This window comes from Allobosea sp. UC22_33, from assembly GCF_042700715.1.
In the GTDB taxonomy this organism is placed as follows: Bacteria; Pseudomonadota; Alphaproteobacteria; order Rhizobiales; family Beijerinckiaceae; genus Allobosea.
On record NZ_CP170556.1, the window covers coordinates 4881560 to 4906247 of the forward strand.

A 24688-nucleotide genomic window follows, 5' to 3' on the forward strand; every position below is an offset into this window, starting at 1 on the left:
GCGGTCCCGCAGGCGCGAGAGGTGCAACGAGATCGCCGGGGCTGACGACCGGGCGGCGCAGACGGGAAACCCAGCCATGAAAATCGTGATGGCGATCATCAAGCCGTTCAAGCTGGAGGAGGTGCGCGACGGGCTCACCGGCGTCGGCGTCCACGGCCTGACCGTGACCGAGGTGAAGGGCTATGGCCGCCAGAAGGGCCATACGGAAATCTACCGCGGCGCCGAATATGCCGTGAGCTTCCTGCCCAAGATCAAGATCGAGGTCGCGGTCGCCGACGAGCTCGTCGACCGGGTGATCGAGACAATCACCGCCGCTGCCCGCACCGGCCAGATCGGCGACGGCAAGATCTTCGTCTCGTCGATCGAGAAGGCCGTGCGCATCCGCACCGGCGAAACCGACACCGACGCCCTCTGAGCCCCGACCTCCAGGAGTTTTCGACGATGAATTTCAGGACTTCCCTGCGGGCCGGACTGGCTGGCCTCTCACTGGTGGCCCTGACGGCCGGCGTCGCGCTGGCCCAGGCTCCCGCCACCCCGCCCGTTCCCAACAAGGGCGACGTCGCCTTCATGATGAGCTCGACGATCCTCGTCCTGCTCATGACCATTCCCGGCCTCGCCCTGTTCTATGGCGGCCTCGTCCGCTCCAAGAACATGCTCTCGGTCCTGACGCAGGTCTTCGCCATCGTCAGCGTCGTCTGCATCCTCTGGGTCACCTATGGCTACTCGCTCGCCTTCACCAATGGTGGCGGCCTGAACGACTTCGTCGGCGGCTTCTCCAAGGCCTTCCTCAGGGGCGTCGACGCCACCACCGTCGCCGGCACCTTCTCGAACGGCGTCTACATCCCCGAATTCGTCTATGTCTGCTTCCAGATGACCTTCGCCTGCATCACGCCGGCGCTGATCGTCGGCGCCTTCGCGGAGCGCATGAAGTTCTCGGCCCTGCTGCTCTTCACCGTGCTCTGGGTCACCTTCATCTATTTCCCGATGGCCCACATGGTCTGGTACTGGGGCGGGCCTGACGCGGTCGGCAATGCCGCCAAGGCGCTCGCCGAGGCCGGCGCCGACGGCAAGGTCGCCGCCCAGGCCGCGCTCGACGCCGTCAACGCCGATGCCGGCATGCTCTTCAAGTGGGGCGCGCTCGACTTCGCCGGTGGCACGGTCGTCCATATCAACGCAGGCATCGCCGGCCTCGTCGGCTGCATCCTGATCGGCAAGCGCGTCGGCTTCGGCAAGGAATTGATGGCGCCGCACTCGCTGACCATGACGCTGATCGGCGCCGCGCTCCTCTGGGTCGGCTGGTTCGGCTTCAATGCCGGCTCCAACCTCGAGGCGAACGGCACCGCCGCGCTCGCCATGCTCAACACCTTCGTCGCCACCGCGGCGGCGGCGCTGGGCTGGCTCTTCGTCGAGTGGGCGGTCAAGGGCAAGCCCTCGATGCTCGGCATGGTCTCGGGCGCGGTCGCCGGCCTCGTCGCCGTCACCCCGGCTGCCGGCTTCGCCGGCCCGATGGGCTCGATCGTGCTCGGTCTCGTCGCCGGCGCCGCCTGCTTCTTCTTCTGCACCACCGTGAAGAACGCGCTCGGCTACGACGACTCGCTCGATGTCTTCGGCATCCACTGCGTCGGCGGCATCATCGGCGCGATCGCGACCGGCATCCTCGTCAACACCACGCTCGGCGGCGCCGGCATACCCGACTATTCCAGCAAGCCCGGCGAGCTCGCCGTGGGTGCCTACGAGTTCGGCCCGGCCGTCATGGCGCAGATCAAGGCCGTGCTGTTCACCATCGTGTTCAGCGCCGTCGGCTCGGCGATCCTCTACAAGATCGTCGACCTGGTCGTCGGCCTGCGCGTCACCACCGACGAGGAGCGCGAAGGCCTCGACATCGCCGAGCACGGCGAGCGCGCCTATCACAGCTGATCCTCCCGCCGCTCCCAGCGGCAACTCGGCCCCGGCAGCTTCGCCGGGGCCTTTTTTTGGCCCCGGCTCATCAAGCTCGGACTGGAAACGGAGAATGACGGAGCGCTGCCCGGCAAGGTTAAGCGGGTCTTAACCTCGGCTTCCTAACCTTCCGCTGATGGCCGGAATGATGCGGCCCGACAGCCCGGACAAGACCCGAACCCGCATGCGCACGATCCGCCGCTCCCAATCGCTCATGGACCGCCTGCCGGACCCGGTGCGCGAGTTCCTGTCGCGCCGCGCCTCGGAGCTTACGGGCATGGGCGTGCTCGCCCTGATGGTCGCCGTCGCCACCGCGCTGGCGAGCTGGTCGGTCGACGATCCCAGCCTCAACAACGCCACCAGCGGCGCCGTCCGCAACTGGCTCGGCCGCCCCGGCGCGATGGTCGCCGACCTGCTGATGCAGCTTATAGGCCTCGGCGTCATCGCCCTGCTCTTCCCCCCGGTGATCTGGGCGCTCCGGCTCGTCCGCTTCCACATCTTCGATCGCGGCGCGCTGAAGCTCGGCCTCTGGGTGGTCGGCGTCGCCGCCACCGCCGCCGTCGCCAGCGCGTTGCCGGCGACCCCACGCTGGCCCCTTCCCACCGGCATGGGCGGGGTCATCGGCGACGGCCTGCTGTTCGGCACGCGCAATATCGCGGGCATCGCCGGCAGCGCGGTCGGCAGCCTAGTCGGCTTCCTCTATGCCGGCATCGCCATTCTCGCCGTCACCGCCGCAGCCGGCTTCGGCTTCGTCACCGACGAGGACCCCGCGCTCGACAGCGACGAGGCCGAGGACAGCTGGTCCGATGGCGACGAGCGCCGCGACGACGAGCCCGGCATCGCGGTCATCCTGATCGGCTGGCTCGCCCATGGCGCGATGGCGCTGCGCGCCGCGATCCTGCGCCGCCTGCCGCAGCCGCCGGAACCCGCCGTCGATACCGGCGTCATTCCCACCCGCGACAGCAGCCGCGTCCGCCGCGAGCCCCAGTTCGGCGAGGCGCCCGCCGGCCGCCGCAGCCTGCCCGAATTCGATCCCGAGCCGCTGCCCGGCGCCCGCCCCGTTTCCGGGCCTAACCGCGCCTCGGACGACTACGACGCACCGTTCGATCTCGACGACGAGCCGCAGGACCTGCGCGATCTCAATGCCCCGCGCGTCGCCATGCCGCGCGCCGCGCCGAAACCCGGCAAGCGCATGCAGCGCGAGGCGCAGCCCTCCCTGCTCGATCGCGACACATTCGAATTGCCGCCGCTGACCTATCTGGCCGAGCCGAAGAAGGTCGCGGCCAATACGGTCTCGACCGATGCGCTCGAACAGAACGCCACGCTGCTCGAAGGCGTGCTGGAAGATTTCGGCGTGCGCGGCGAGATCTCGCAGGTGCGCCCCGGCCCGGTGGTCACCCTCTACGAACTGGAGCCCGCGCCCGGCACGAAATCCTCCCGGGTGATCTCGTTGGCGGACGACATCGCGCGTTCGATGAGCGCGGTGTCGGCGCGCGTGGCTGTGGTGCAGGGTAAGAACGCGATCGGCATCGAGTTGCCCAACGCCCGCCGCGAGACCGTCTTCCTGCGCGAACTCCTCGCCAGCCAGGATTTCGAATCGACCAAGCACAAGCTGGCGCTGTGCCTCGGCAAGACCATCGGCGGCGAGCCGGTCATCGCGGATTTGGCGCGCATGCCGCATCTGCTCGTCGCGGGCACCACCGGCTCGGGCAAGTCGGTGGCGATCAACACGATGATCCTGTCGATCCTCTACCGGCTGAAGCCGGAGGAGTGCCGCCTGATCATGGTCGATCCCAAGATGCTCGAACTCTCCGTCTATGACGGCATCCCGCATCTGCTCACCCCCGTCGTCACCGATCCCAAGAAGGCGGTCGTCGCCCTGAAATGGGCGGTGCGCGAGATGGAGGAGCGCTACAAGAAGATGTCGAAGCTCTCGGTGCGCAACATCGATGGCTTCAATGCCCGCGTCGGCGAGGCCAAGGCCGCCGGCGAGGTCATCACCCGCACGGTCCAGACCGGCTTCGACAAGCATTCGGGCGAGGCGATCTACGAGGAGGAGGTCATGGACCTCGAGCCTCTGCCCTATATCGTCGTCATCGTCGACGAGATGGCCGACCTGATGATGGTCGCCGGCAAGGAGATCGAGGGCACGATCCAGCGCCTCGCCCAGATGGCGCGCGCCGCCGGCATCCATGTCGTGCTCGCCACGCAGCGCCCCTCGGTCGACGTCATCACCGGCACGATCAAGGCGAACTTCCCGACCCGCATCTCCTTCCAGGTCACCAGCAAGATCGACTCGCGCACGATCCTGGGCGAGATGGGCGCCGAGCAGCTTCTGGGCCAGGGCGACATGCTCTACATGGCCGGCGGCGGGCGCATCACCCGTGTCCACGGCCCCTTCGTCTCGGACAACGAGGTCGAGAAGGTCGTGGCGCATCTCAAGACGCAAGGCCGGCCGCAATATCTCGACGCCGTCACCTCCGAGGAGGAGGAAGCCGGCGAGGACGAGGACGGCGCCGTCTTCGACAAGAGCGCCATGGGCTCGGCCGACTCGGACGATCCCTATGAACAGGCTGTGGCCGTCGTACTGCGCGACAAGAAGGCCTCGACCTCCTATATCCAGCGCCGCCTCCAGATCGGCTACAACCGCGCCGCATCCATCATGGAGCGCATGGAGAACGAGGGCATCGTCGGGCCCGCAAACCATGCCGGGAAGCGCGAGATCCTCGTCGAGAGCCAGAATCAGCACGACGAATGAGACTTGCGACGCTCCGTGCCCTTGCAGGCACCGGCGCCAGTCCTCAAATTGCCATGACGATGCTGCAACCTCGGCAGCGGACCAAACGTTGAGACGATAAGGACCGGATCGGAAATCGTCCGATCCCCGCGTCAGCGATCTCTAGGCTTCGGCAGCAATGCCCGGAGCACAAGGAATGGAGCAGCCTTGCTCGACAGATTGACCCCGGCCGTTCGGGCTTCGGTTCTGGTGGCGACATGTGTCGGCTGCGCACTCGCGGCCGGCCCGCTGGCGGCCCAGCCGCTCCAGCTCCAGCCGCCGAAGCCCGCTGCCACGAAGCCGGCCGCGCCACGCCTTGTTCTGCCGCCGCCTCGGCCCGCCGGGCTCGGTGAGGCACGCGGTGGCGCGATGGAGGCCGCTCCGGTTCAGGCCGCAGCGACCAGCGCCCCTGCAGCGGCCGTTCCGGCAGCTGAAACGGCGAAACCCGCTGCCGTTCCCGCCAAGGGCAAGCAGGCGCCTCCCGCGACGCAGGAAGAGGCCGTCGAGCGGTTGAATGCCTATCTCAACAGCTTCCAGACCCTGCAGGGCAATTTCATCCAGCACGCTTCCAATGGACGGCGCCTGGAAGGGCGGATCTATATCCAGCGCCCCGGCAAGATGCGCTTCGAATACGAGCCGCCGACCACCACGGAAGTGATCGCGGACGGCACCTCCGTCGCCATCCGCGACAAGCGCCTCGCGACGCAGGACCTCTATTCGATCGGCCAGACCCCGCTGAAATTCCTCGTCCGCGAGAAGATGGATCTGGCGCGCGAAGGCACGCTCAAGGGCGCCAGCGTCGACGGCGACCTGCTGACGGTCCGTATCGAGGACCGTTCGACCTTGGGCGGCACCTCGAAGATCACGCTGAAATTCGATCTCGTCGCCAACGAGCTCCGGCAATGGATCGTGGTCGACCCGCAGGGCTACGAGACCGCGATCTCGCTCTACAATCTCGACACCCGCCGCCGGCCCGATCCGCAGAATTTCGTGATCGATTACCAGCGCAGGCTCTGACAGCGCCAGCCAAGCCGAAAACGGCTTGCCTTTTGTAGCCTGACGACCCAGTTTCCGGCCTCCTCCCTGCCGGAATCCTCGCGTGCAACTCACCGTCACCAGCTGGAACATCAATTCCGTTCGCCTGCGCATCGGCATGGTCGGGGAATTCCTGACCACCTATGCGCCCGACGTGCTCTGCCTGCAGGAGACCAAGACGCCGGACGAGCAGTTCCCGGCCAAGGCCTTCCACCAGCTCGGCTATGTCCACCAGGCCTTCATCGGCCAGAAGGGCTATAACGGCGTCGCCATCGTCTCGAAATTGCCCTTCAGCGAGAAGGAGGCGATGTCGATGTGCGGCCGCAACGATGCCCGGCACATGACGGTGACGCTCGACGAGGCGGCCGGCGCCGCCGCCGGCATCGCCATCCATAATTTCTACATCCCGGCCGGCGGCGACCTGCCCGATCCCGAAAAGAACGACAAATTCGCCCATAAGCTCGCCTTCCTCGACGAGATCGGTGCCTGGGGCGTGACCAAGAAACCGACCGACCGGCCGGCGATCCTGCTCGGCGACCTCAACATCGCGCCTTACGAGCACGACGTCTGGAGCCACAAGCAGCTCCTCGATGTGGTCAGCCACACCCCGATCGAGACGACGACGCTGGAGAAGCTGCGCAGCGAGCTCGGCTGGACCGACGCGGCCCGCACCCTGCGGCCCGAACCCGAAAAGCTCTATTCCTGGTGGAGCTACCGCGCGCAGGACTGGCAGGCATCCAACAAGGGCCGCCGGCTCGACCATATCTGGCTCTCCGACGGGCTGAAGCCGGCTTTGCGCGACCTCACCTTCCTGCGCGAGGCCCGCGGCTGGGAGCGCCCCTCCGACCACGTCCCGGTCACAGTGACGCTGGAGCTCTGACGGCGCCACGCCGCGCTTCATGCCACAGCGGCCCCTCAGCCATGCCGGCCTGTCCTAACCGGCAGGCAGGCCTGCATGGTATGGCCCGGCGATAAGTTCTCCGGCGAAGCCAGTTCCGTGCAGCCAGCTCTCCCCACGACGCTCTCGTTCCGCGACGCGCTGCTCACGCTGGCGGTCATGGTGGTCTGGGGCACGAACTTCGTCGTCATCCATATCGGCGTCGAACATTTCCCGCCCCTGCTCTTCGCGGCGCTGCGCTTCACCTTCGCGCTGCTGCCGGCGGTCTTCTTCCTCAAGCGCCCGGACGCGCCCTGGAGCAAGCTGGCGGCCTATGGCGTGCTGATCGGCGCCGGGCAGTTCGGCCTGCTCTTCTTCGCGATCAAGGGCTACATCGCGCCGGGGCTCGCCTCGCTTGTGGTGCAGTCGCAGCCCTTCTTCACCATCCTGCTGGCGGCCGCGATCACGCATGAACGCGTGCAGCCCTTCCAGATCGCCGGCCTGCTTCTCGCCGCCGTTGGGATCGGCGTGATCCTCTGGCACACCGACGGCTCGACCACGCCGCTCGGCATCGTCCTCGTGCTCGGTGCCGCCATCTGCTGGGCAGCGGGCAACATCGTCGCGCGCAGCACGCCCAAGGTCGACATGCTCGCCTATGTCGTCTGGACCAGCCTGTTCGCGATCCCGCCGCTCCTTGCCCTCTCCTGGCTGATCGAGGGCTGGCCGGCGATCCGCGAGGGCCTCGCCACGGCTCCGGCCGCCGCCTGGGCCGCCGCGATCTGGCAGGCGGTCGGCAATGTCATGTTCGGCTATGCCGTCTGGGGCTGGCTGCTCTCGCGCTATGCCGCCGCCACGGTCGCACCGACGGCGCTGCTCGTCCCGATCTTCGGCATGGGTGCCGCGGCGATCTGGCTGGGCGAGCCGCTGCCGGTCTGGAAGTTCGTCGCGGCCGGGCTCGTGATGTCCGGCCTGTGCATCAACATCCTCTGGCCGCGCTTCGCCGCAATCCGGGCAGCCCGGCACCCGCCCTCGTCCTGAACGAGAGCTATTTCCGGTCGATCGCGTCCAGCGCTTCCTGAACGGCCGAGAGTTCGCCGACGAATCCCCGCAGCCGAGCCCCGATCGCCGCAGCGATCGCCTCGGCCGAATCAGGCGATTCGCCGAGCACGCGCCGCATCACGCTGCGCGGCAGCCGCATCACCTGGGTCGGCTCGCGCGCGATCGCGGTGACCTGCCGCGGCACAGAGGTGAAGAGCGCAAGCTCGCCGATCATGGCGCCGGGCCCGACGACCTCGCTCGCGGGCTTGCCGTCATCTTGCACGCTCAGGGCGACGGCGCCGGACACCACCAGCACCGCCCCGTCAGACGGCTCGCCCGCCCGGAACAGCACGTCTCCGGCGCGCAGGATGCGGCTTTCGGCCGCGAAGGCGAGCAGCCTCAGCGCGTCGCGATCCATCAGGCTCAGCAGCGGCTGCCGGGCCAGCAGGGCCATGTCTTCGTCGAGTGCCATCCGTCAGGGATTCAGCCGGTAACCGCCGGCATCGGTGACCAGGAGCCGCGCATTGCCCGGATCGGGCTCGATCTTCTGGCGCAGCCGGTAGATATGGGTTTCGAGCGTGTGCGTCGTCACCTGGCTGTTATAGCCCCAGACCTCCTGCAGCAGCACCTCCCGCGCGATCGGCTTCCTGCCGGCGCGGTAGAGGAAGCGCAGGATCGCGGTCTCCTTCTCGGTGAGCTTGGTCTTCGAGCCCTTCTCGCTGACCAGCAGCTTCGATCCCGGATGGAACGTGTACGGCCCGACCTGAAAGATCGCGTCCTCGCTCGCCTCGTATTGCCTGAGATGCGCGCGGATGCGCGCCAGCAACACGGCGAACTTGAACGGCTTGACCACATAGTCGTTGGCGCCGGCCTCGAGCCCGAGCACGGTATCGGCGTCGGACCCTTGCGCGGTCAGCATCACCACCGGGCTCTTGAAGCCGTTCTTGCGCATCACCTTGACGGCCTCGCGCCCGTCCATGTCGGGCAGGCCGACATCCATGACGGCGAGGTCGACGCGGTCTCCCTGCACGGCCTTGATCGCCGCCGTCGCGTTCTCAGCCGTCGACAGCCGGAACTCCTCGTAGAGCGAGAGCTGCTCGGACAATGTGTCGCGCAGAGTCTGGTCGTCGTCGACGAGCAGGATATGATGGACGGCGGACATGAATGGATCGCTCGCACGCAGGGATTGCGGCAACATGAGCCTGCTGAGTCGTCATCGCAAGTGAGGCCGCCTGGAATTCCCGTGAGAAACCGACCGAACCACCGCGCCGCGCCGCATGGCGGACCGCGCAATCTCACCGCTCTGCGCGTCTTCGCCTCGGTCCATGATCGCCGCAAGGGCTTCCTTGTCGCCGGCGGCGCGGTCTTCCCTTGCGCGCTTGGTCGCTCCGGCATCGCAACCACGAAACGCGAGGGTGACGGCCATACGCCGCGCTTCGACCTGCCTTTGCGCAGCGTTTTCTACCGGGCCGACCGCCTCGCCCGCCCTCGCACCCTGTTGCCGCTGAAGCGGATCGGGCCACGTGATGCCTGGTGCGACGACCAGAGGGATCGGCGCTACAATCGCCTGATCGACCGCCCGCCGGGCGAGGCTGAGGAGCGCCTGCAGCGCGAGGATCATCTCTATGATGTGATCGTCGAGCTTGGCTGGAACGACCGGCCGGTGCAACGCGGACGCGGCAGCGCGATCTTCTGGCATCTCGCTCGCGCCGGTTTCACCCCGACCGCCGGCTGCGTCGCCGTCGAGGGTCGCGTGTTCGCCAAGGTGCTGCCGCGGCTGGCACGCCATTGCCGGATCGTGGTGCGGTGAGCTAGGAGAAACGCGGGCACCGTCTCGATCATATCTTCGGATCAGGCTGTCGCGCTCCCGGGCACCGTCCCGCGACGCGGCGCCATCCCAGCCAGAGATTTGCGATGACTGATTCGGTTTCCGCGTTCCGCTTCGGGCGGATCGCCGCCATGCTGCCTGTCGCCGACATGGCGCGAGCCTGCGACTTCTATGTCGGCGCCCTCGGCTTCCGGAAAACCTTCGAGAACGGCAACCCCGTCGGCTTCATGATCCTGAAGCACGACGCAGCCGAACTGCACCTGACGCTCCAGCCCGGCCACAAGGCCGCGCCCTTCAACGTCGCGCATATGATGGTCGAGGATATCGACGCGGTGCACGCCGTGATCCGCGCGCGCGGCCTGCGCATCGTCAAGGGCCTGCGCGACAAGGATTACGGCCTGCGCGCCTTCGTCTTCGAGGACCTGGACGGCAACCGCATCGATGTCGGCGAGCCCTTGAAGAAATAGCGGCGAAACCCGCTGTCATCCCGTGCGCGCTGCGGCGCGAAGCGCCGCTGCGCAGATACGGGACCGTCGTCAGAAGAGAGCGCCCTATGCGGAAAACGGTCCCGCATCTGCGCAGCAGCATTGCATGCTGCAGCGCGTGCGGGATGACCGCACCTTGAAGGTCACCCCCGCGCCCCGAAAATGGCGCTCCCAACGCGCACATAGGTCGCGCCAAGCTGGATCGCCGCCTCGTAATCGGCACTCATGCCCATCGACAGGCCCTTGAGTCCGTTGCGGGCGGCGATCTTGGCCAGCAACCCGAAATGCGGCGAGGGCGGCTCGTCGGCCGGCGGAATGCACATCAGCCCCTCGATCGCGAGACCGTGAACCTCGCGGCAGCGGGCAATGAAGGCATCCGTCTCGGCCGGCGGCACGCCGCCCTTCTGCGCTTCCTCGCCGGTATTGACCTGGACGAAGAACCGCGGGGTCTTGCCCACCCGCGCGATCTCGCGTGCCAGCTCCTTCGCCAGGCTCTCGCGGTCGAGCGACTGGATGACGTCGAAGAGCTCGACCGCCTCGCGCGCCTTGTTCGATTGCAGCGGGCCGATCATGTGCAGCTCGGCATCGGGAAAACGCTCCTTCAGCGCCGGCCACTTCGCCTTGGCTTCCTGAACATAGTTCTCGCCGAAGACGCGCTGCCCGGCTTCGAGCACCTCGGTGATCTGCTCGGCCGGCTTGGTCTTGGAGACCGCGACCAGCGCGACGGAGCCCGCCTCACGCCCGAAATCGCGCTCAGTGCGGCCGATCGCCGTCCGAATCTCAGCCAAACGCGTAACCGTATCGCTCATCTGCCAGCCTCTCATGCCCTGCACGCCGTTGACCGCGTGCGCGCAATGGTGTCCTAGAGCAGGTTGCAAGATTCCGACATCCGGTTTTTGCATTCAGCCCCTGCGCCGGCCTGCCTCCGGGAGCCGGCAAACCCGCAAGAATTGCCCGCTGACATGGCCGTCGAACGCTACAATCCGAAAGAGTCCGAGCCGAAATGGCGCACCGTCTGGGAAGAGCGCAAGCTTTTCGAGACGAGGAACGACGACACACGGCCGAGCTACTACGTCCTCGAGATGTTCCCCTATCCGTCGGGGCGCATCCATATGGGCCATGTCCGCAACTACGCGATGGGCGATGTCGTCGCGCGCTATAAGCGCGCCAAGGGCTTTTCGGTGCTGCATCCGATGGGCTGGGACGCGTTCGGCCTGCCGGCCGAGAACGCCGCCAAGCAGAAGAAGGTCCATCCGCGCGAATGGACCTACGAGAACATCGCGACGATGCGCAAGCAGCTCAAGTCGATGGGCCTGTCGCTCGACTGGAGCCGCGAGCTCGCGACCTGCGACCCCAGCTACTATCGCCACCAGCAGAAGATGTTTCTGGACTTCCTGAAGGCCGGGCTGGTCGACCGCAAGACCGCCAAGGTCAACTGGGACCCGGTCGACGAGACCGTGCTGGCGAACGAGCAGGTCATCGACGGCCGTGGCTGGCGCTCCGGCGCGCCCGTCGAGATCCGCGAGCTGACCCAATGGTTCTTCAAGATCACCGAATACGGCCAGGAGCTGAACGACGCCCTGGAAGGCCTGACCCGCTGGCCCGAAAAGGTCCGGCTGATGCAGAAGAACTGGATCGGCCGCTCGGAAGGCCTGCTGGTTCGTTTCGCTCTCGAATCGAATGGCGCTGGGCAGGACGAGGTTGAGGTCTACACCACCCGTCCCGACACGCTGTTCGGCGCCAAGTTCGTCGCCATCGCGCCTGATCATCCGATCGCCAAGTCGATCGCGGCGAAGAGCCCGTCGCTGCAGGCCTTCATCGAGGAATGCAAGCGCACCGGCACGGCGCAGGAAGCGATCGACAAGGCCGAGAAGCTCGGCTTCGACACCGGCCTACGCGCCATCCACCCGCTCGATCCGAACTGGACGCTGCCGGTCTATGTCGCGAATTTCGTGCTGATGGAATACGGCACCGGCGCCATCTTCGGCTGCCCGGCGCATGACCAGCGCGACCTCGACTTCGTCAATAAGTATGGCCTGGGCAACATCCCGGTCGTCGCGCCCGAAGGCACCGATCCCGCGAGCTTCGTCATCACCGACACCGCCTATGACGGCGACGGCCGCATGATCAATTCCCGCTTCCTCGACGGTCTGACCATCGCGGAAGCCAAGGAGGAAGTCGCGCGCCGCCTGGAGGCCGAGATCCGCGGCAACCGCCCGGTCGGCCAGCGCAAGGTCAATTTCCGCCTGCGCGACTGGGGCATTTCGCGCCAGCGCTACTGGGGCTGCCCGATCCCGGTCATCCATTGTTCCGCCTGCGGAACGGTCCCGGTTCCGGATGCCGATCTGCCCGTGAAGCTGCCGGACGACGTCTCTTTTGAGAAGCCGGGCAACCCGCTCGACCATCATCCGACCTGGAAGCACGTCGCCTGCCCGCAATGCGGCAAGGATGCCCGCCGCGAGACGGACACGATGGACACCTTCGTCGATTCGTCCTGGTATTTCGCCCGCTTCACCGATCCGTGGCGCACCGAAAGCCCGACCGACCGCAAGGCCGTCGACCGCTTCCTGCCGGTCGACCAGTATATCGGCGGCGTCGAGCACGCGATCCTGCACCTGCTCTATTCGCGCTTCTTCACCCGCGCGATGAAGAAGACCGGCCATGCCGGGCTCGACGAGCCCTTCGCCGGCCTGTTCACGCAAGGCATGGTCGTGCACGAGACCTACCGCGCCGCCAATGGCGACTGGGTCGAGCCGGGCAATGTCCGCATCGAGGTCTCCGGCACCGACCGGCGCGGCTTCGACGTCGATACCGGCGCGCCGATCGAGATCGGCTCGATCGAGAAGATGTCGAAGTCCAAGAAGAACGTCGTGGACCCCGACGACATCATCGCTTCCTACGGCGCCGATACCGCGCGCTGGTTCATGCTCTCGGATTCACCGCCGGATCGCGATGTGATCTGGACCGACGAGGGCGTGCAGGGCGCCGCCCGCTTCGTCCAGCGCCTCTGGCGCATGGTGGCGGAGATTGCCGAGCGCACCGGTGGCAAGGCAGCCGAGCCCGCCCAGATCGGCGAGGCCGCGCTGGCGCTGCGCAAGGCGAGCCACCGCGCCCTCGACGCCGTCGGCGCTGATATCGAGCGCCTCGGCTTCAACCGCTGTGTCGCCCATATCTACACGCTGACCAATGCGATCGGTAAGGCGTTGGATGGCGCGGCCGAGAAGCCTGAACTCGACGCCGATATCGCCTTCGCGCTCCTTGAGGCTGCCACGATCGTCACCCAGCTTGTGGCGCCGATGATGCCGCATCTGGCCGAGGAATGCTGGCTCGCGCTCGGCCGGCCGGGCCTCGCCGGCGAGGCATCCTGGCCGGAGGTCGATCCCGCATTGCTGAAGGATGACAGCATCACGCTGCCCGTCCAGCTCAACGGCAAGAAACGCGCCGAAGTGACCGTGGCCGCCGATGCGGATACGGTGGCGGTGGAAGCGGTCGTGCGGGCCAGCGAGGCCGTTCAGCGGGCCCTTGAAGGGCGCGCGATTCGCAAGATCATCGTGGTTCCCGGGAGAATCGTGAATGTCGTCGTCTGAAGCCGCCCGCCCCCGCCGCTTCCTGCTGGCGGCCGCGCTGACGGTCGCCGCCCTCGCCGGCGGCTGCTTCCAGCCGCTCTATTCCGACTATACGACCAGCACGATGGGCGGCAGCGTCAAGACGGCGCTGCGCGGCATCGAGATCCCCGAAATCAAGGGTCTGGTGGGCCACTATTTCCGCAACGAGCTGGTTTTCGAGCTTGACGGCAGCGGCGACGCCGACGCCCCGAGAACCTCGAAGCTAGAAGCGGCGATCGCCGAATCGGTCGAGATCGTCACCGTCGACTATGCCAATGGCCGCGCCGATTCGGCCGTCCTCGTCGCGACGGCGACTTGGAAGCTCACCCAGAACGGTACCGGCAAAGTCCTCGCCACCGGCACGAACTCCGTGCGTGTTCCCTATGAGCGCTCGTCGCAGCGCTTCGCGACCGTGCGCGCCGCGCGGGATGCGCAGGTCCGCGCGGCGAAGAACCTCGCCACCATCGTCCGGGGCCAGATCGCCGCCGACCTCGCGTCCTGACGCACCATGGTTGCGATCAAGGCGCACGAGGCCGAACGGACCCTCGCACGGCTCGATCCCGCCTGGCGGCTGGTCCTGATCTACGGACCCGATGCCGGCCTCGTCTCGGAACGGGCGGCCGGGCTCGCCCGGGCCAGCGTCGACGATCCGCAGGACGCCTTCCAGCTCGTGCGCATGGATGGCGATGCCATCGCCTCCGATCCGCTCAAGCTTGCCGACGAGGCCAACACGATCGGCCTCTTCGGCGGCCGCCGCGCCATCCGGGTTTCCCCGACCTCGAAGCCGCTTCTGGCCGCCCTCGAACCTCTGCTGGCGACGCCGTCCCAGGATGCGCTCGTCATCGTCGAGGCCGGTGACCTGCAGCGCAGCAATCCGATCCGCACCGCCTGCGAGAAGGCGAAGACGGCGCTGGCCATTCCCTGCTATGGCGATGCGGCGCGTGATCTCGGCTCGATCATCGATGAAATGGTTCGCGCCGCCGGCAAGTCGATCGACCGTACGACGCGCGATCACCTCATCGGGCTGCTCGGCGGCGACCGGCAAACCTCGCGCCGTGAGATCGAGAAGCTGCTGCTCTATGTCGGCACGGATGCGGCCGTACAGGTCGAGCATGTCGACGCCGTCGTCGGCGACACGGCCCAGCGCGAGCAGGCGATGCTGGTCGATGCGGTCTTTGCCGGAAAGCTACCGGTGCTCGACCTCGCGCAGGCCAAGCTGAGCAGCGAAGGCCTCGACCCCGGCGTGATGCTCGGCACTGTGCTGCGCCAGGCGCTGACGCTGCTGAAGGCCCGCCAGAGCATCGATGGCGGGCGCGGCGTCAGGGATGTGGTCGCGACGATGCGCCTGCCCTATCCGCGCATCGCGACCACGGAAGCCGCGCTCAACGCCTGGTCCAGTGCCAAACTGAGCGAAGCAGTGGGCCTTCTCGGCAATGCGGTGCTGGCGACGCGGCAGAACGCCGATATGGGCCGGGCCATCGCGGCACGCGCCCTCTGGACCCTCGCACGGCTGGGACGCGCCGGGCGGAGCGATTGAGCAGCGCGACTCAGCGTCACGCTGTCCCGTCACTGACGGTCCGGCTGTGGCGAAATCAGCGTGCGATCAGGATTTCAGGCGGTGGCAGAGCGCGTCGAGCTGTTCGAGCGTTCTGTAGCCGATCTTGATCTCGCCCGAGCCGTTCGCCTTGTGCCCAATCGAGACGGACAGGCCGAGCGCCTCTTCCAGCGCCTTCTCCAGAGCCCGCGTATCCGGGTCCTTCACCGCCTTCGGCTTGCTCGGCACCGCACTCTTGGTCTCGCCCCGCGCCTCTTCCTGCACGATACGCTCGATATCGCGGACGCTGAGGCCATCGTCGATGATCTTCTGCGCCATGAATTCCGGGTCCGAAACGGACAGCAGCGCACGCGCATGGCCGGCCGAAACCGCGCCTTCGCTGACGAGCTTCCGCACCGGCTCCGGCAGCTTCGACAAGCGCAGCGTGTTGGCGACATGGCTGCGGCTCTTGCCGATGACCCGCGCCAGATCGTTCTGCGTATAGCCGAATTCGGCAATCAGGCGCTCATAGCCCGCGGCCTCTTCGATCGCGTTGAGATCCGTGCGCTGCACGTTCTCGACGATGGCGATCTCCAGCGCCTCGCGATCATCGGCCTCTACGAGGATGACCGGAACATCGTGCAACTCGGCGCGCTGTGCGGCACGCCAGCGACGCTCGCCGGCGATGATCTCATAGGCATCCATCATTCCGGGAATGGAACGAACGATGATCGGCTGCAGAATGCCGCGCTCGCGGATCGAGGTCGTCAGATCCTCGAGATCTTCTTCCACGAAATTGCGCCGCGGATTGCGAGCGCTCGGCCGCAGGAATTCGACCGGCACGCGACGCTGGCCGCGCGCCCGCTCGATCGCCCCGATCTCGTCACCGACATCGCCGATCAGCGCCGCCAGACCGCGGCCAAGGCGGGAACGCCCCTGTTCTTCGGCCATTGCCATCCTCATCAACCTCTAAATTGTAATTTACGCTGCGGCCCGCAGGGCGCGCTCGCGCTTGATCACTTCCGAAGCCAGTCGGAGATAGGCCTGCGACCCCGAGCAGCGCAGATCGTAGAGCAGCGCCGGCTTGCCATAGGACGGCGCCTCGGAAATCCGCACATTGCGCGGAATCACGGTGTCGTAGACCTTGTCGCCGAGGAAGCTCCTGACATCCGCCATGACCTGGCCCGACAGGTTGTTGCGCGGATCGAACATCGTCAGCACGACGCCCTGGATGATCAAGCGCGGATTGAGGCCGGCCTTCACCTGCTCCACGGTCTTGAGCAGCTGGCTCAGGCCTTCCAGCGCGAAGAACTCGCATTGCAGCGGCACCAGCACCGCATCCGCCGCCGTCATCGCGTTGATCGTGATCAGGCTGAGCGAAGGCGGGCAATCGATCAGGATATAAGTCAGGTCCTGGCAGCGCTGATCATAGACCAGTTCGTCGATCGCGTTCTTCAGGCGATGCGCCCGGTCCTTGGCGGAGGCGATCTCCAGCTCGACGCCGAGCAAGTCGAGGGTCGAAGGCGCCAGCGACAGCCCGGGAACGGCCGTCGGCTGCAAGGCCTGCCCAAGGCCGACATCACCACAGAGCACGTCATAGGTCGACGACTTGCGGCTGCGACGATCGACGCCGAGCCCGGTCGAGGCATTGCCTTGCGGGTCGAGGTCGACGATCAGGACCTTCTCGCCGATGGCGGCCAGCGCCGTGCCGAGGTTGATCGCCGTCGTCGTCTTGCCGACGCCGCCCTTCTGGTTGGCAAGCGCGATCACGCGCGGGCGGCGCGGTGTCGTCACGGATGTGAGCTCAGTCATTGATCGGCTCGTCTCTCCGCCGAGCGTACCATCAGGATTCGCGCGGCATCGTCAGTCACGGAGGAAACCGTTGTCGCTTGAATCTTCCAATATCTGGCTGAGTCGGTCAATTCCGCATCTAGATGTTGTCCCTTGGGAAAGAGACCCAGCGTCCCGGTTCTCAACAGCTCTTCGCACCAAAGGAGCAATTGGGGCAGGGACGCCAGCGCACGGGCCGTCACCACATCGACCTTGCCGGTGAAATCGCCGATCACATCTTCGATACGGGCCGCGTGAACCGTGACCGGCGCGCCGGTGATGCGGGCGGCATGACGCAGGAACGCGCATTTGCGGGCATTGCTCTCGACCAGATCGATCCGGCCTTTGCCCTGCTCGGCCAGGCAGATGCCGATCACCAGCCCGGGAAAGCCGCCACCGGAGCCGAGATCGAGCCAGCGCTCGCGCCCCTCGGCCAGTCCGAAGATCTGAAGGGAGTCCGCGATATGGCGGGTCCAGACCTCGGCGAGCGTCGCTGAGGAAACGAGGTTCTTCGCCGCCTGCCAGCGCCCGAGCTCGGCCACCAGAAGTGCGAGGCGCTCCTCTGTTTCACGTGAAACAGGCGTCAAGCGCAAAGCGCGCTGGCGGTCGTTCTTATCAACAGTCACGTCGATCCTGTGGATAATGCGGTGGCCGCCCGGCCCTTTCGAGCGTGAGCCGCCAGCAGCGTCAGGGCTGCGGGCGTCATCCCCTCGATCCGCCCCGCCTGGGCCAGATCGGCAGGGCGCTGGGCCGCCAGCTTGAGCTTCAACTCGTTCGACAGGCCCGAAATCGCGTCGAGATCGAGATCAGCCGGGACCTTCAGAGATTGATCCCGGCGATAGGCCTGAATCTCTGCCGCCTGTCGATCGAGATAGACCGAATAGACGGCGTCCGCGGTTACCCGCGCCACGACCGGCGCGGCATGTGCACTCAGCTCCGGCCAGATTGCGGTCAATTGCTCGAACGAGACGTCTGGATAGGACAGGATCTGATAGGCGCTGCGACGAAGCCCATCGCGATTGAGTTGCAGGCCGAAGCTTTGCGCCTGCTGCGGCGTCAGCGACAAATCCTTCAGCTCGTCTCGCAAAACGGAGATATCCCGATTGCGGGCTTCGAAAGCGACCTGGCGTGTCGTGCCGACGATACCAAGCTGCAAGCCCAGCGGCGTCAATCGCTCATCCGCATTGTCGACGCGCAAGGATAGGCGAAACTCCGCCCGCGATGTGAACATTCGATACGGCTCCGTAACGCCATGCGTCACGAGGTCATCGACGAGCACGCCGATATAGGACTGGGTCCGGTCGAAGACCGTCGGCTCCGCTCCCCCTGCTAGGCGTGCCGCGTTCAACCCGGCGAGCAACCCCTGCGCGCCCGCCTCTTCATAGCCGGTCGTGCCATTGATCTGCCCGGCCAGGAACAACCCGCCGAGCGCGCGCGTCTCCAGCGTGTTCTTGAGAGCGCGTGGATCGACGAAATCATACTCGATCGCGTAGCCCGGCCGCAGCATCGCCGCCCGTTCCAGGCCAGGGATCGTCTTCAGCAGGTCGCGCTGCACGTCCTCGGGCAAAGAGGTCGAAATCCCGTTGGGATAGACCGTATCGTCGTCGAGCCCCTCGGGTTCCAGGAAGATCTGGTGGCCGTCCCGGTCGCCGAAGCGCCCCACCTTGTCCTCGATCGACGGACAATATCGCGGCCCCCGCCCTTCGATCTGGCCGGAGAACATCGGCGCGCGATGGAGATTGGCCCGGATCAGATCGTGGCTCGCCAGGGTCGTGCGCGTGATCCCGCAGGAAATCTGCGGATTGGTGATGGCCGAGGTCAGTGCCGAAAAGGGTTCGGGCGGTTCATCGCCCGGCTGCATCTCAAGAGCATTCCAGTCGATGCTGCGGCCATCGAGACGCGGCGGCGTCCCGGTTTTCAGGCGGCCGAGCGGAAAGCCGTGGCGTTCCAGCGTCGCAGAAAGCCCAAGGGAGGGCGCCTCGTCGACGCGACCCGCGGGAATCCGCTTCTCGCCGATATGGATCAGGCCCCGCAGGAAGGTGCCGGTGGTCAGCACGACCGTTCCGGTAGCGAATCGACGTCCATCTGCCAGGATGACCCCAGCGACGTGCCCCGCCTCGATCTCCAGGTCGAAAACCTCGCCGGCGACGATATCGAGATTGGGTTGTGCCGCCAGCAGGTCCTGCACCGCCTGCCGGTAGAGCTTGCGGTCCGCCTGAGCGCGGGGACCACGGACCGCCGGGCCTTTCCGGCGGTTGAGCATGCGGAACTGGATGCCGCCCAGGTCAGCCGCTCGGGCCATGATGCCGTCGAGCGCATCGATCTCGCGAACGAGATGCCCCTTGCCGAGGCCGCCGATGGCGGGATTGCACGACATCACGCCAATGGTTTCGGGCTTGTGCGTGATCAGGGCCGTGCGGGCGCCGTAACGCGCCGCAGACGCCGCGGCCTCGGCTCCGGCATGGCCGCCGCCGACGACGATCACGTCGTATTTCTGCCGATGAGTTGACATGCCGTTTCGCTAGCGAAGCCCGGCGGATGGGTCAACGAAAACCGCCGCCATGGTCCGCGTGGGCTTCACTTTCCGATACAAAACCCCGCGAACAGCCGATCGAGCACATCCTCGACATCGATCCGGCCAACGAGGCGCTCGAGTGCAACCACGGCAAGGCGCATGTCCTCGGCCAGCAATTCTCCCTGCCCATGGCGTGCCGCCACCGCACGTTCGAGAGCATCAATCGCGTCGGTGACCGCGATGCGATGCCGCTCGCGCGTCAGCAGGGCCGGTTCGCCATGCCCGAGGAGCTCAAGCCGCGAGACGATATCGTCGAGCAGTTCCGACAGCCCGTCGCCGGTCTTTACGGAGATTGCCCGCTCATCCGGCAGGGCCGAACCTGCCAGGTCGGTTTTCGTGGCGACCTTGAGCAGCTGGGTCTCGTTCTCGACTCGATACGGATCCGAATCGACTGCGCGCAGGCTGAGGACGAGATCCGCGCGCGCAACGAGCGCCCTGGCCCGCCTGACGCCCTCGGCCTCGATGGGATCGGCACTCTCGCGCAAACCCGCGGTATCGATCAGGATGACCGGAAGACCCGCGAGATCGAGGCGCACTTCCAGCGTATCGCGCGTGGTCCCCGCGATCGGCGAGACGATCGCCACGTCGCGCCGCGCCAGCGCATTCAGTAGGCTGGACTTGCCGGCATTGGGCGGACCCGCCAGCACGACTACGAATCCATCCCGAACCCGTTCACCCATGGCGAAGCTGCCGAGGGCCCGACGCAGCGAATCCAGCACGTCGGCCGCCAGGGCCAGCGCTTGCTGTTGCAAGGGCCCGGACACATCGCCCTCATCGGAGAAGTCGAGTTCCGCCGCCAGCAGGCTCATGGCGTCGATCAAGGAGGCTCGCCAGCTCGCGGCGAAGCCACTCAGCGCGCCTTCCATCTGGCGCAAGGCCTGCTGCCTTTGCCATTCCGTCTCCGAATCGATCAGGTCAGCCAAGCCCTCGACCGCAGCGAGGTCGAGCTTCCCGGCCTCGAATGCGCGCCGGGTGAATTCGCCGGCTTCGGCCAGTCGCAAGCCAGGCAAGGCGGTGAGAACGGCGAGAAGCCGCGCCAGGACCGCCCGTGAGCCATGGACATGAAACTCCGCGACGTCCTCGCCGGTGAAGCTGGCGGGAGCTGAAAAGAACAGGACGAGCGCGCTATCCACGGTCTCGCCCTGCCCATCGACCAGCTTACGCAGTGTCGCGACGCGCGGCGTGGGAACGATTCCACATATTGTTTCGAGAACGAATCGAACGCGCGGCCCCGAAACCCGGATCACGGCGACACCGGCCTTGCCGGACGCCGAGGAGAGGGCAACGATGGTGGGGGAGGCTTCCGCGCCTGTCATGCCCTGTCGGATCCTTGGGAGGCCGCGTGGCCTGTGCCAGTGAAGCCGCCCTGCGTATCAAGGCAGCCTACAAGGCTGCGACCGTCGCGTCATGAACGCTCTCTCTCCGAACATCAAGCTCGCCGGACGTGCAGCCTGCCGGCCACCATCCCTCCGTCGACCATCGGCACCTTCTCGCAATGGGGCCAGTGCCCGGCTCAGCACGGCCACGCCTGCCTGATGCAACAGGGTAATGCCAATTCCCGGAAGCGAGGGCCGGTATGACGAATGAACGTCCGAAACTACCGAAGCACTACCTGGTAGTGCTGGCGGCAGAATCTCGCCGGTGACCCAGCTAAGCCACTATGTTAATTAGCGGTATGGCCGGTTCTTCCAGCTTTCTGGTTGTTCGGATCGACGTCACGCCGGACCAGCTCACCGAACTGGTCATACCCGCGCGAAATCTCCAAGACGCAGGGTTGCTGCTTCCATCTCATCAATTTGGGAGGTTGAAATGGCCTACACCCGGCATCGACGTGAGCCTTCAATCCGCAGGCTGGGCTGCTAGCGACAAAGGGGCATTATTTCGCTGCCGAATCGACACTGGGCAAGCAACGCCTGGCTTCGCGGCGGGATCTCCCGATCGAACTCGATCTCTTACGCGTCTAGCAACCGGCGCGCCAACTTTGCTTTGGCGTTATGAGCGGAAAAGGGTTGGAGTCGCTTCGCGAGCATTCAGAACGACTTCGCCGCCGCACCGATCCCGGAGGGAGATCAGTACGGCGGCGAATTCGAATCTCTTCACTGATGGTGGCGGCGGTCAGGTATTCATCGAATCGAAGAATTCCGAGTTCTGCTTGGTCTGGCGCAGCTTGTCCAAGAGGAACTCGATCGCGTCCTGCGGACCCATTGGGTTGAGGATGCGGCGCAGCACATAGGTCTTCTGCAGGTCAGAGCGCGGCGTGATGAGCTCTTCCTTGCGGGTGCCGGACTTGATGATGTCGATCGCGGGGAAGATGCGCTTGTCGGCCACCTTGCGGTCGAGAATGATTTCCGAGTTGCCGGTGCCCTTGAACTCTTCGAAGATCACCTCGTCCATGCGCGACCCCGTATCGATCAGCGCGGTCGCGACGATGGTCAGCGAGCCGCCTTCCTCGATATTGCGGGCCGCGCCGAAGAAGCGCTTGGGACGCTGCAGGGCGTTGGCATCGACACCGCCGGTCAGCACCTTGCCGGAGGACGGCACGACCGTGTTGTAGGCACGGCCGAGGCGCGTGATCGAATCGAGCAGGATGACGACGTCGCGGCCGTGCTCGACCAGGCGCTTGGCCTTCTCGATCACCATCTCGGCAACCTGGACGTGGCGGGAGGCCGGCTCGTCGAAGGTCGAGGACACGACCTCGCCCTTTACCGAGCGCTGCATGTCGGTGACTTCTTCCGGGCGCTCGTCGATCAGCAGCACGATCAGATAGCACTCGGGATGATTGCTGGTGATCGATTGCGCGATGTTCTGCAGCAGAACCGTCTTGCCGGTGCGCGGCGGCGCGACGATCAGCGCGCGCTGGCCCTTGCCGATCGGCGCGACGATGTCGATGACCCGCGGCGAGAAATCCTTCTTCGTCGGATCCTGCACCTCGAGCTTCAGGCGCTCGTCCGGATAGAGCGGCGTCAGGTTGTCGAAATGGATCTTGTGCTTGATCTTCTCGGGGTCCTCGAAATTGATCGAGTTGACCTTGAGCAGGGCAAAATAGCGCTCGCCATCCTTCGGGCCGCGAATCGGACCCTCGACCGTGTCGCCGGTGCGCAGGCCGAATTTCCGGATCTGCGTGGGCGAGACATAGATGTCGTCCGGCCCCGGCAGATAGTTCGAATCGGAGGAGCGCAGGAAGCCGAAGCCATCCTGCAGGACTTCGACGACACCCTCGCCCAAGATCTCGGTCTCGCGCGCGGCGAGCTGCTTCAGGATGGCGAACATCAGCTCCTGCTTGCGCATGGTGCTGGCGTTCTCGACCTCGACTTCCTCGGCAAAGGCCAGGAGTTCGGTCGGCGACTTGATCTTCAGCTCTTGAAGCTTGATTTCCCGCATGGGGCACCCGGATCATGAACACCCTGCCGGAAAGCAGGGGAGAGGACGGTACTGGATTGATCGACTGGATCGGTCCTGGCCGGACCTGCGCTTGGGTTGCGCGACATGAGCTGCTGCTAGGGCAGGCGGCTCACGAACAGTCGACAACAAGGGAGGACGCTGGAGAAGCGCAGCGTCCTGATAGCGGAAAGCGCATCCGGGCTCAAGCGGAAAGCGCGACGAGCCTCAGAACGGCTTCACGATGACGAGAATGACGATGCCGACCATCAGAACGGCCGGGATCTCATTGAGGATGCGGAAATAGCGCGGCGACTTCACATTGCGGTCGTTCGCAAAATTGCGGACGTGTTTCACCAGCACGCCATGGATGCCGGAGAGCAGGAAAACGAGCAGGAGCTTGCCGTGCAGCCAGCCGCCCTTGAAGCCGAAGGCGTGCCAGGCGAGGTAGAGGCCAAGCACCCAAGTCACGATCATCGCCGGGTTGATGATGCCCCTGAGCAGCCGGCGCTCCATGATCTTGAAGGTCTCGGACTGGATCGAGCCCGTCTGCGCCTCCGCATGGTAGACCATCAGGCGAGGCAGATAGAGCATGCCGGCCATCCAGGAGATGACGGCCATGACATGGAAAGCCTTGATCCACTCGTACATCGTCTGAGCCTCAGCCCCGTACCCGTTTCAGCAAGCGCTCGACATGCGCGATCGGCGTATCCGGCAGAATGCCGTGGCCGAGATTGAAGATGAAGGGCCGGTCTCCAAACGCTGTCAGGATCGCCTCGACCTCCCGTTCCAGCTCGGGGCCGCCGGCGCGCAGCACCAGCGGATCGAGATGGCCCTGTACCGGAACCTTGGACTGGATCGCCTCACGGGCGAAGCCCCGGTCGATATCGGTTTCAAGCCCGACGGCATCGACACCGGTGCCTTCGATGTATTCCGGGATCAGATGCCCGGCGCCGCGGGGAAAGCCGATGATCCGCGCCTGCGGATGCACCGCCCGCACGCCCTCGACGATCCGCCGCGTCGGCGCAATGCACCACCGCCTGAAATCATCCGGCCCGAGCGACCCCGCCCAGCTGTCGAAAATCTGCACGGCATCGACGCCGGCCGCGATCTGCGCGTTCAGATAAGCGACCGATGACGTCACGAGCCGGTCGATGATCGCCTGGAACAACACCGGGTCACGGCCGAACAGCTCCTTCGCCGGCCCTTGATCCGGAGTACCGCGACCGGCGACCATATAGGTCGCAACCGTCCAGGGCGCGCCACAGAAGCCGATGAAGCCGGTTCCGGAGGGCAGGGCAGCCCGTACCCGCCGCACCGTCTCCAGGATCGGGTCGAGCCGGCTCTGATCGGCGTCGCGATCGATCTCGGCCAGGCGCGCCGCGTCGGCCACCGGCTCCAGCCGCGGCCCTTCGCCTTCGACGAACCAAAGCTTCTGGCCCAGCGCCTGCGGCGCGACCAGGATATCCGAGAACAGGATCGCGGCGTCGAAGCCGAAACGCCGGATCGGCTGCAGCGTGACGTCGGCTGCCAGCTCGGGATTGTAGCAGAGCGACAGGAAGCTGCCGGCCTTGGCCCTGAGCTCGCGATATTCCGGGAGATACCGTCCGGCCTGGCGCATCAGCCAGATCGGAGGGGTCGGCAGGCTTTCACCGCCGAGCACACGGATCAGGGCAGGGGTCTCGCGTGTCGTCATGCCTGACGGGCCATCCATCCCGCTATCTCTCAAATAAGATTTCTAGAGAGAATCTTTTTTGTTTTGACTCTTGGAGGCAGGGAGATAGCCCGC

22 protein-coding genes are annotated in these 24688 nt (G+C 66.0%); 11 read left to right on the forward strand and 11 right to left on the reverse strand.

Going from position 1 to position 24688, the window contains the following annotated elements; genetic code table 11:
- Positions 1-76 precede the first annotated feature (76 nt).
- The 6 genes from ACFJGT_RS23605 (at position 77) to ACFJGT_RS23630 (ending at position 7664) form a co-directional block, all read left to right on the forward strand.
- Entirely contained in the window at positions 77-415 is a 339-nt protein-coding gene (locus tag ACFJGT_RS23605; RefSeq protein ID WP_377843302.1) for a P-II family nitrogen regulator, read from the forward strand.
- Between the two features lie 26 nt (positions 416-441).
- Complete coding sequence (locus tag ACFJGT_RS23610; RefSeq protein ID WP_377843304.1) at positions 442-1917, forward strand: ammonium transporter; 1476 nt, start codon at positions 442-444, stop codon at positions 1915-1917.
- Between the two features lie 205 nt (positions 1918-2122).
- Entirely contained in the window at positions 2123-4696 is a 2574-nt protein-coding gene (locus ACFJGT_RS23615) for a DNA translocase FtsK (protein WP_377849055.1), read from the forward strand.
- 186 nt (positions 4697-4882) lie between these two features.
- Positions 4883-5731 (forward strand): outer membrane lipoprotein carrier protein LolA, encoded by an 849-nt coding sequence (locus ACFJGT_RS23620; protein WP_377843308.1) that lies wholly within the window; start codon positions 4883-4885, stop codon positions 5729-5731.
- 82 nt (positions 5732-5813) lie between these two features.
- Positions 5814-6629: an exodeoxyribonuclease III gene (gene xth / locus ACFJGT_RS23625; protein WP_377843311.1), complete on the forward strand. Its 816-nt coding sequence runs from the start codon at positions 5814-5816 to the stop codon at positions 6627-6629.
- Positions 6630-6746: 117 nt separating this feature from the next.
- On the forward strand, positions 6747-7664 hold the full coding sequence (locus tag ACFJGT_RS23630; RefSeq protein ID WP_377843314.1) for an EamA family transporter: 918 nt from the start codon (positions 6747-6749) through the stop codon (positions 7662-7664).
- Positions 7665-7671: 7 nt separating this feature from the next.
- Here ACFJGT_RS23630 and ACFJGT_RS23635 read toward each other — a convergent pair whose 3' ends face one another.
- Complete coding sequence (locus ACFJGT_RS23635; RefSeq protein ID WP_377843316.1) at positions 7672-8136, reverse strand: cyclic nucleotide-binding domain-containing protein; 465 nt, start codon at positions 8134-8136, stop codon at positions 7672-7674.
- A 3-nt stretch (positions 8137-8139) separates the two neighbouring features.
- On the reverse strand, positions 8140-8826 hold the full coding sequence (locus tag ACFJGT_RS23640; RefSeq protein ID WP_377843319.1) for a response regulator transcription factor: 687 nt from the start codon (positions 8824-8826) through the stop codon (positions 8140-8142).
- Between the two features lie 81 nt (positions 8827-8907).
- Here ACFJGT_RS23640 and ACFJGT_RS23645 point away from each other — a divergent pair, with 81 nt between their 5' ends.
- Together ACFJGT_RS23645 and ACFJGT_RS23650 are read left to right on the forward strand one after the other, a co-directional pair.
- Positions 8908-9474 (forward strand): L,D-transpeptidase, encoded by a 567-nt coding sequence (locus tag ACFJGT_RS23645; RefSeq protein ID WP_377843321.1) that lies wholly within the window; start codon positions 8908-8910, stop codon positions 9472-9474.
- Between the two features lie 104 nt (positions 9475-9578).
- Positions 9579-9959, forward strand: a complete 381-nt coding sequence (locus ACFJGT_RS23650; protein ID WP_377843323.1) for a glyoxalase superfamily protein — start codon at positions 9579-9581, stop codon at positions 9957-9959.
- A gap of 161 nt (positions 9960-10120) precedes the next feature.
- On the opposite strand, the gene ACFJGT_RS23655 is transcribed toward ACFJGT_RS23650, so the two are convergent.
- Positions 10121-10786 (reverse strand): YggS family pyridoxal phosphate-dependent enzyme, encoded by a 666-nt coding sequence (locus ACFJGT_RS23655; RefSeq protein ID WP_377843326.1) that lies wholly within the window; start codon positions 10784-10786, stop codon positions 10121-10123.
- A 153-nt stretch (positions 10787-10939) separates the two neighbouring features.
- Between ACFJGT_RS23655 and leuS the strand changes: the two genes are divergently transcribed.
- Genes leuS through holA form a run of 3 tightly spaced genes read left to right on the forward strand, consistent with a single transcriptional unit; the run spans position 10940 to position 15119 of the window.
- Positions 10940-13564, forward strand: a complete 2625-nt coding sequence (gene leuS / locus ACFJGT_RS23660) for a leucine--tRNA ligase (RefSeq protein ID WP_377843329.1) — start codon at positions 10940-10942, stop codon at positions 13562-13564.
- Positions 13551-14084, forward strand: coding sequence for an LPS assembly lipoprotein LptE (lptE, locus tag ACFJGT_RS23665; RefSeq protein WP_377843331.1), 534 nt, complete (start codon positions 13551-13553; stop codon positions 14082-14084). The genes leuS and lptE overlap by 14 nt, the downstream gene beginning before the upstream one ends.
- 6 nt (positions 14085-14090) lie before the next feature.
- Positions 14091-15119 (forward strand): DNA polymerase III subunit delta, encoded by a 1029-nt coding sequence (gene holA / locus ACFJGT_RS23670; protein ID WP_377843333.1) that lies wholly within the window; start codon positions 14091-14093, stop codon positions 15117-15119.
- Between the two features lie 66 nt (positions 15120-15185).
- Here holA and ACFJGT_RS23675 read toward each other — a convergent pair whose 3' ends face one another.
- From ACFJGT_RS23675 to hemE, 8 genes are all read right to left on the reverse strand, one after another.
- Positions 15186-16067, reverse strand: a complete 882-nt coding sequence (locus tag ACFJGT_RS23675; RefSeq protein ID WP_377843335.1) for a ParB/RepB/Spo0J family partition protein — start codon at positions 16065-16067, stop codon at positions 15186-15188.
- Between the two features lie 30 nt (positions 16068-16097).
- Complete coding sequence (locus ACFJGT_RS23680) at positions 16098-16928, reverse strand: ParA family protein (RefSeq protein ID WP_377843337.1); 831 nt, start codon at positions 16926-16928, stop codon at positions 16098-16100.
- Positions 16925-17572 carry a 16S rRNA (guanine(527)-N(7))-methyltransferase RsmG gene (rsmG, locus tag ACFJGT_RS23685; protein WP_377843341.1) on the reverse strand — a complete coding sequence of 216 codons (648 nt, stop codon included), beginning with the start codon at positions 17570-17572 and terminating at the stop codon, positions 16925-16927. The genes ACFJGT_RS23680 and rsmG overlap by 4 nt, the downstream gene beginning before the upstream one ends.
- Positions 17569-19458, reverse strand: a complete 1890-nt coding sequence (gene mnmG, locus ACFJGT_RS23690; protein ID WP_377843344.1) for a tRNA uridine-5-carboxymethylaminomethyl(34) synthesis enzyme MnmG — start codon at positions 19456-19458, stop codon at positions 17569-17571. The genes rsmG and mnmG overlap by 4 nt, the downstream gene beginning before the upstream one ends.
- 65 nt (positions 19459-19523) lie before the next feature.
- Positions 19524-20837 (reverse strand): tRNA uridine-5-carboxymethylaminomethyl(34) synthesis GTPase MnmE, encoded by a 1314-nt coding sequence (gene mnmE / locus ACFJGT_RS23695; protein WP_377843347.1) that lies wholly within the window; start codon positions 20835-20837, stop codon positions 19524-19526.
- 799 nt (positions 20838-21636) lie between these two features.
- Positions 21637-22902 carry a transcription termination factor Rho gene (gene rho / locus ACFJGT_RS23700; protein WP_377843350.1) on the reverse strand — a complete coding sequence of 422 codons (1266 nt, stop codon included), beginning with the start codon at positions 22900-22902 and terminating at the stop codon, positions 21637-21639.
- A 225-nt stretch (positions 22903-23127) separates the two neighbouring features.
- On the reverse strand, positions 23128-23550 hold the full coding sequence (hemJ, locus tag ACFJGT_RS23705; protein ID WP_377843353.1) for a protoporphyrinogen oxidase HemJ: 423 nt from the start codon (positions 23548-23550) through the stop codon (positions 23128-23130).
- 10 nt (positions 23551-23560) lie between these two features.
- A complete protein-coding gene (gene hemE / locus ACFJGT_RS23710) occupies positions 23561-24595 on the reverse strand; it encodes a uroporphyrinogen decarboxylase (protein ID WP_377843356.1) in 1035 nt (344 codons plus the stop codon).
- Positions 24596-24688: the final 93 nt, after the last annotated feature.